This window comes from Clostridium sp., assembly GCF_051656525.1.
Lineage (GTDB): Bacteria > Bacillota > Clostridia > Clostridiales > Clostridiaceae > Clostridium.
Map to the genome: position 1 here is coordinate 1 of NZ_JBOGCC010000260.1, position 8,213 is coordinate 8,213.

Annotated in this window: 10 protein-coding genes; all 10 read left to right on the forward strand. The window is 25.1% G+C overall.

Annotation, left to right across the window (positions count from 1 at the left end):
• A partial coding sequence (locus ACRDDY_RS12900) for a hypothetical protein (protein ID WP_438565351.1) occupies positions 1–265 on the forward strand: 265 nt, incomplete at its 5' end.
• 246 nt (positions 266–511) lie between these two features.
• Positions 512–1,306 (forward strand): class I SAM-dependent methyltransferase, encoded by a 795-nt coding sequence (locus ACRDDY_RS12905; protein WP_438565352.1) that lies wholly within the window; start codon positions 512–514, stop codon positions 1,304–1,306.
• A 13-nt stretch (positions 1,307–1,319) separates the two neighbouring features.
• Positions 1,320–2,069 carry a nitroreductase family protein gene (locus ACRDDY_RS12910; RefSeq protein WP_438565353.1) on the forward strand — a complete coding sequence of 250 codons (750 nt, stop codon included), beginning with the start codon at positions 1,320–1,322 and terminating at the stop codon, positions 2,067–2,069.
• 4 nt (positions 2,070–2,073) lie between these two features.
• Positions 2,074–2,634: a class I SAM-dependent methyltransferase gene (locus tag ACRDDY_RS12915; protein WP_438565354.1), complete on the forward strand. Its 561-nt coding sequence runs from the start codon at positions 2,074–2,076 to the stop codon at positions 2,632–2,634.
• On the forward strand, positions 2,631–3,653 hold the full coding sequence (locus ACRDDY_RS12920; RefSeq protein ID WP_438565355.1) for a radical SAM protein: 1,023 nt from the start codon (positions 2,631–2,633) through the stop codon (positions 3,651–3,653). The genes ACRDDY_RS12915 and ACRDDY_RS12920 overlap by 4 nt, the downstream gene beginning before the upstream one ends.
• 1 nt (position 3,654) lies before the next feature.
• Positions 3,655–4,602: an aminopeptidase gene (locus ACRDDY_RS12925; RefSeq protein ID WP_438565356.1), complete on the forward strand. Its 948-nt coding sequence runs from the start codon at positions 3,655–3,657 to the stop codon at positions 4,600–4,602.
• A gap of 13 nt (positions 4,603–4,615) precedes the next feature.
• Positions 4,616–5,515 (forward strand): 4-hydroxy-tetrahydrodipicolinate synthase, encoded by a 900-nt coding sequence (gene dapA / locus ACRDDY_RS12930; protein ID WP_438565357.1) that lies wholly within the window; start codon positions 4,616–4,618, stop codon positions 5,513–5,515.
• Between the two features lie 13 nt (positions 5,516–5,528).
• Positions 5,529–6,410 (forward strand): glycosyltransferase, encoded by an 882-nt coding sequence (locus ACRDDY_RS12935; RefSeq protein ID WP_438565358.1) that lies wholly within the window; start codon positions 5,529–5,531, stop codon positions 6,408–6,410.
• A gap of 2 nt (positions 6,411–6,412) precedes the next feature.
• Complete coding sequence (locus tag ACRDDY_RS12940) at positions 6,413–7,618, forward strand: glycosyltransferase (protein WP_438565359.1); 1,206 nt, start codon at positions 6,413–6,415, stop codon at positions 7,616–7,618.
• A gap of 20 nt (positions 7,619–7,638) precedes the next feature.
• Positions 7,639–7,845, forward strand: a complete 207-nt coding sequence (locus tag ACRDDY_RS12945) for a hypothetical protein (RefSeq protein WP_438565360.1) — start codon at positions 7,639–7,641, stop codon at positions 7,843–7,845.
• Positions 7,846–8,213: the final 368 nt, after the last annotated feature.

Here is an 8,213-nt window from a genome sequence, read left to right on the forward strand (position 1 = left end):
TGAAAATGCCCTTGAGAGAGAAGATAGAACTATATTTGAACATATTCCTAATAGACTAGATGAACACGCTTTAAGACGCGAATATGCAACTTTAAAATATGAGGAAATAGTTAATGATAAAATTGATAATGATGAAGAAATAAAAAATGACTACCATACACGAGATGGCAGTCATAGATCTTTTGATAGAGAAGTTTTAGAAAAAGTATCTGAAACTTTAGGTCATAATAGAATAAATGTAGTTGTAAAACATTATTTAGATTAATTAAATAATGTTTTTAGTTTTATTTTGTACATAATCGTTTACATATATAATCTAATTTTGTATAATATTAACATATAATATGTAAATATTGTAAATAGTAATATTAGGGGGAATATATAATGCGTTTTTGTAATGAGTGTTCTTAATTAATAATAAAGGTAGAAGCAGCATGTAAAAATATGTTTCTATCTTTTTTATATTTGGATGAATACTGAAGAATTAATGTATAAAAAAGGAGGGTTTTTTTTGAGTGAATATAATTTAAATATTTTAGCTAATGATTATGATTCATACTTTAATGATAAGTCAGTATGGCAAGTATATTTTAATGTTGCATTAAAAAATATATTACCGTTTATAAATGGTAATAATTTAAATATATGCGATGTTGGATGTGGAACTGGAAAATGGTCATTAGAAGTAGCTCAAATAACAAAAGAGTTAACAATTATAGATATATCAAATGAGATGTTACAAATAGCTAAAAATAAGATAAAAGAGAAGTTTCCAGATAAAAATGTAAACGTATATAATGAAGATATATGTAATATGGAAAGTATTAAAGATAATACTTATGACTATGTACTTTGTATGGGAGATCCGTTGTCATATTGTGAAAATTATAATGATGGAATAAAGGAACTATTGAGAATATGCAAAATAGGTGGAAAAGTTATTGTAAGTGTAGATTATTTACGTGGATACTTTAGAGTTTTTAAGAAAAAAAATATATATGAAGTTAATGAAATTTTAAATTTTATTAATTCAGGAGATATTATAGGATTAGAAGGTGTAAAAATACATGCATTTACAGTTGATGAATTAAATAAATATTTTAATATTAATGGTGGAAAATTAATTAATTCTTGGGTAATACCTAAAGTAATATCAAATTTTGATGAGAATGAAGAGTTTTTAAGCAAGTTAACTGATATTAATTATTTTGATAAAATAGTTAATTTTGAATATTTGTTATCTAATAGTGAATTTGAATCAATAGGACCAAGTCATTTATATTCAGTATTTGAAAAAGTAAAATAAGGGACGTGATGTTATGAATGAACTGTATAATATTTTAATAAATAGACATAGTATTCGAAATTTTAAACCGGATAGAATAACAGATGATAAAATCCAAAAAATAGTACAAGCAGGACAAAAAGCACCAACTACGGGAAATTCACAAGCTTATAGCGTTATTTTAATAGAAGATGAATATTTAAAAAAAACAATTGGAGAAAATATTCAAGTACAAAAATTTGTATATACTGCACCAATATGGTTAATGGTTTGTATTGATTGGAATCGACAAAGTAAATTATATAAGCAATTAGAGATAAATGTAAGTATGAATAATGAGTCAAAATTACTTGTAGGTTCAATAGATGCTTCTTTATTTACTGAAAATATGTGCATAGCAGCTGAATCTATGGGAATAGGTTCAATATTAATTGGATCACCTTGGTGTAATGTTAATATTGTTATAAAGGAGCTTAGGTTACCTAATGAAGTAATGCCACTAATGTTGGTGTGTTTAGGATATCCTAAAATAATACCTAAAAAATCAACTCCAAGATGGCCTATAGAAACAATAATTCATAGAAATAAATATAGAGAAATTAAAGAAGATGCAATTAAAGAGTATTATGAATCGGGAAATAAATCTTTAATTTTACAAAATTATTTTGATGAAAATATAATGTCATGGAAAGAACATTATAGTATGAGAGTTGGTAAAATTGGAAATGAAAGAACTTGGAAGCCATTACATGATTACATTAAATCTACATGGATAAAGGATTAATATAATGAAACATGTAAGAAAATTTCCAAGACCGGAATTATTAAAATTTATATATAAATATATACCTAAAAATGATGGAATAGCTTTGGACATAGGTTGTGGTGAAGGAAGACATATTTTACCTATTGTAAATAAAGGATTAAATGTTATAGGAGTAGATATAAATGAAAGTTCGATATTATTAGGAAGTAGTAAAATAAAAGAATTAAAATTAAATAAAAGAGTTAAATTGAAAAACATGGATATTATATCTTTTTTAAAAGAATATAATGAAGAATATGATTTAGTTATAGATGTGGGAGCATCTCATTTTATAGCTAAAGAACTTCAGGAAAGTTACATTGAATTATTGATGAGTAAAATGAAAAAAAAATCGTTTATTTTTACTGAGGTATTTTCAGTTAATGATAAAAGTAATGGGACTGATGGAATTGTTTACTTTACCGAAGATGATTTAGTAAGACAATACCATAAATATATAGAAATTATAGAAATTAAAACAATTGAAATAAAGCTTATAGATCATATGCATAATATGATAGTAATGATAGGGAGGAAAAAATGATAAAAGAAATAAATTATAAATTACCATATTTTTTTGTTCAATGGCATTTAACAGATAGATGTAATTTGAAATGCAAACATTGTTATGGAGAATATGGAGAAAATTGGAATGGAGAGAATGAATTAAATTTAGAAGAGTGCAAGAAGATTATAGAAGATTATGCAAATTGGATTAGAAGGATTGGAGTGGAAGGGTGGATTCATTTTACAGGAGGAGAACCTCTTGTTAGAGAAGATATATTTGATTTATTGAAAATTTGTAGTGATGAAGGTATAAAAGTAAGAATATTAACAAATGGAACATTACTAAGAAAATATGCACAAAAATTAGCTGATTATGGAGTTAAATCTGTTTCAATAGGATTCGATCATTACGATGCTAATGAATTTAACAATTTTAGAGGTAATGAAGATGTATTTAATAGAGTATGTGATGGAATTAAAGCTGCAAAAGAAGCTGGATTAAAGGTTGTCATAGGACCAACATTAAATAAAAAAAATTTAGGGTGTATAGAAAAAATATATGAACTAGGACATAAATTAGAAGTAGATGAATTTCATATTCATAGATTGGTTGAATTAGGTAGAACTATAAAAAACAAAGATGTAAATGCTGTTTCAAAAGAAGAGTTAAAAAGTATTATAACAATGTTATATGAGAAATATTTGAATAAAGAGAAACCTAATGTATCAATTGGAGGCACTTTATGGCCTATAATGGACGATTATACAGGTTTAGGTGGGTGTATAGCTGGATTTACAGGTTTATCTATTTTAACTGACGGACAAGTATTTCCATGTAGATTATTGCCAATGAATATAGGTAATGTTCATAAAGATAGTATAGAAAAAATATATTGTAATTCAGATATTTTAGAAAAACTAAGAAATCGTAAACTTACAGGAAAGAAATGTAGTAAATGTAAATATAGAGTATCTTGTGGTGGATGTAGAGCAATAGCATATTCAGAGACTAAGAATTACTTAGGAGATGATAAGCAATGTTGGCTAGAAGTATAATATGCATAGATTAGAGTATTTAAAGAAAGTGATTGAATATTTAACACAAGGAAATATTGAAAAGCATAAAATTTTGTTGATAAGTGAAGAAAATAATGAGGTAGGAAAGGTATTTATAGATACCTTTATTAAATATTCTATAGATTTTTGTTATAGTTCTGTAAATGATTTGAAAATATTATATAAAAAGAATAAAAATTATAAAAATGAAATAACAATATGTTTAATTTGTACAAAGACATCATTAAGTTACTCTAATTTTGTTAAAGAGTTACTTGATAATTCTATACGTATAATATCAATGCCTACAGTTGATATGTCTATGATAAGAAGAGAAATATTATTATTAGATAAATATGGAATAATAAGAACTAAAAAGTTATATAATGAACTGAATAATAAGAATAAAATCAGTGTAAGGAGTGAATTAGGTACTAATATAGAATTTTCAATAGTATCAAGAAAACCAATAGGAAGTGTCTCAGATGAATATGAGTATCCTTTATTTTGCAACTTACCACAGGGAGAGGTTGCTATAGCACCTCAAGAGGATAGTATAAATGGGATAATAGTTGTGGATGGGTGTGTTGGAAAAGATATTTTAAAGAATATAAGAATTACCTTAGAATTTAAAGAGGGAATATTAATAAATTTAAGTATTTCAAACGATGAAAACGGGTATTATTCAAAAATTATGAATAAATACTTAAAATTAGGACTGTTGAGGGTTGGAGAGTTTGGAATTGGAACTAATTCGAAGGCTATTTTAACAAATAGTGGATTGGAGAATGAAAAGGTATTCGGAACATGTCATTTTGGAATGGGAAACAATATTCCATTTGGAGGAAGATTAGATATTAATGGGCACATAGATTTTGTTATACTAAAACCAACAATAAGGGTAGATGAAAAAGAAATAATAAACAAAGGGATTATAAAAGAATATTAAGGGGAGGATGTTAATGAAAAAATTTAAAGGAAATTATATTCCAATGATAACACCATTTAATGAAAAAGATGAAGTTGATATTGATAAATTGAAGTATTTAGTGAGAGATTTAATAGAAAATCAAAAAGCAGATGGATTAGTTTTATGTGGTACAACTGGAGAGGCATCTTCGTTATCAGATAAAGAATTTGAAGTTATTATAAAAGTTGTAATATCAGAAGTTAATGAAAAAGTTCCTATTTTAGCTGGAGTAGGAAGTAATAATGTAGATAAAACTATAAGAAGAATAAAAATTGCTGAGAAGTATTGTGTTGATGGATTATTGGTTGTATCACCTTATTATATTAGACCTAACCAAGAACAACTATATAATTACTTTAAAAATATATCAAGTAGGACGGATTTACCAATTGTATTATACGATATCCCTGCAAGATGTGGTGTAAGATTAGAAAATAGTATAATATTTAGGCTTGCTAAAGATGCAGAAAATATAGTTGGAATAAAGGATGCAACGGGAGATGTTTCAAAGACTATAGAAATGATAAAGTATTTTTATGATATAAATAGAGAGTTTTATGTATTTAGTGGAGAAGATTTACTTTCTCTACCGCTATTATCAGTAGGAGCAGTGGGGACTATTGCAGCATCAGCGAATATAATTGGATATAAATATTCAAGGCTAATTAAGTTAATAGATAATAATGAGTTAGTTAAAGCAAAAGAATTAAATTTTGAAATATATAATATAACAAAATTATTATTTTTAGAACCTAATCCAACTGCTATAAAGGAAAGTTATAATTTAATGAATATTGGAGTTGGTAATGTAAGACTTCCTTTGACTAATGCAACAGAAGATACGAGAGAATTATTAAAAAATGAATTAGGTAGATTAAACTTATATAAATAAAGGAGAGTTGTAGATGAAGGCATCAGTAATAATCCCTACTTATAATAGAAGTTACGAATTAAAATTAACATTAAAATCATTAGTGACTCAGGACATTTTAAAGGAGAACTTTGAAGTTATTATAGTTGATGACGGCTCGTCAGATAATACTTGTGAGATTATAGAGGAATTTAAAAATATATTAGATATATCTTATTATTATCAGGAGGATAAGGGGTATAGGGTAGCGTTGGCTAGAAATATTGGAATAATAAATTCAAAATATGAAATATGTATTTTTATAGATAATGGTATTATATTAAGTAATTCAGCAATAAGAATGCATTTAGAATCACATAAAAATGCATATAAAAAAAGTGTAGTACTCGGTACAATTTATGGATTTGATAATTTTGATGAAAAATTTAATATTAAAGAAACAATAGAGTGTAATAATATTGAACAAGCAATCAAAATTCTAGAAAATAATGATGAAAAAGATGGAAGAGAAGTTATTTTTGAAAAAGTTGGAATTGATATAAGTGAATGGCCAGCACCATGGGTTACATTGTGGTCAGGAAATTTTTCAGTAGAAAAAAAAGTTTTATTAAAAATAGGATTATTTGATGAAAACTTTAATTCTTGGGGAGGTGAAGATACAGATATTGGAATTAGACTAACTAAGAATAATATCAAATATATATATAAGAAAAATATAAAAAGTATTCATTATCCGCATGAAAAAAAAAGTTTATGGATAACAAATCCTAAATTGGCAATGGAGTCATTAATGAAAACTAAAAAATATTTATACAATAAATATAAATCAAAAGATTTAGAGGTTTGGCAATACACACATACAAATGAGCTTAATAATGTTTTAATAAATTTAAATAACAAGATAAAGAAGGTATAAAAATGAAAAAAAAAATACTTGTAATTACTTCATCAGGAAGTCATTTAGGACATATTGCTAGATGTATTAATATAGCAGTTGAATTGAAAGAAAAAGGATATGATATTTTATTTGGATGTAGTGAAGAATATTTATATATGCCTAAAAGTAAAGGATTAAAGACTACAATTATCAATGAATTATCACCAATGCAAGCATGGAATAATATCAAGACAAAAGATGATCTCATCAAATTAGCTAAGGAAAGAATGGCTAATCCTGAATTTTTAAAGAAATCTATAGAGTTAGAGAAAAAGCTAATTGAAAATTTCAGACCTGATTTAATAATAAGTGACTTAAGAAATACGATTGGAGTAACTTCAAGTTATTACAAGATACCATGTTTATCTATATTCAATTTAACTGTATTAAAATCTCCACTTAATACTATACTACCAATAGTTATTGAGTCCTTAATTAATATTGGAGTTGATAGCTATAATGCAAATAAGATATTTGGAGATGTAATAATAGTTCCAGATATTGCAATATATGAACCTATAAAAATTATAGATAAAAAAATACTATCCATAATTTCTGAAAATGTATCAGAAATATATTTTGCAGGACCATTAGTATCAACAAAAGTTTTTGAAAGTGAAAAGAATAGTAAAGCTAAGGAAATATTAGATATAGTAATTTCGTTTGGAGGTTCAAAATCGGGGGAACATAATTTAAGAAAAGTTCTAGAAAATATTTCAAAATTAAAATATAAAATTAATTTAGTTATAATAACTGGTCCCAATATAAAAGAAAATAATATAAAAGGATATATAGATAAAAGCATTGAAATTAATAGACTTGAAGTAATTGAGTATACAGATGAATTAATTGAATATATGAAATCCTCAGATATAGCAATTATTCATGGTGGACATGGAACGATAAATGAAGTTATTTGTTGTGGTGTACCAAGTATAATTATACCACAAACAAAAGAACAATCAGAAAATGCAAAAAGATGTTTAGAATTAAAAGTAGGAGTAGAAGTAGAACCAGATAATATAGAAGAAGAATTAAGTAAAGCTATTGATTTTTTAGTAAATAATAATATTAAAATGCATAGTAAATTAATTGCAAAAAAATATTTAAAATTAGTAGGAACTAAAAATATATCTAAATATATTGAAAAAATTATTTTTGAATATGAGATGTTTAAAAATAAATAACAATAGTTAAATTGGAAGATTTGGATTATAAAGAAATTAAAGTTTTGAAGCAAATAATAAAAGAAAAATCAGTGAATAAACTTATGAGTGATGATTATAAAACTACAACTTTAGAAAGTGAAATTAATTTAGAAAAAGCTTTGGAGCAGTATTGTTATGAAAATAAATTAACAAAGAAAACTGTTATTAACCAAGCTTTAATTAATTATTTAAATATACCAAAATAGAAATGTCGATATATCGACATTTAGAAAAGGACTGAATCAGTAGATTTGGTCTTATTTTTTATAAAAAAATTTCAAATAAGTACTAAAATATAAAATGATTTTTATAATATAATGTGTTAAAATATAAGTATGACATATAAAATACATTATAATACAACACAAATACAAAGAAAATCAAGAGGTGGAGAAAATGAGTAATGAAATTAAAGCAGCATCATTTAGATTAAACGATGAAGATATTAAAAAATTTAGAGAAATAGCAGATGAAAATGGATTAAATCAAGCTGAAATGTTCAAAAGTGTTTTAAATTCTTTTGAAATGGCAAAAGCAAAAGGATTAATTTCAGATAGAGCAAAAGAAATTGAAA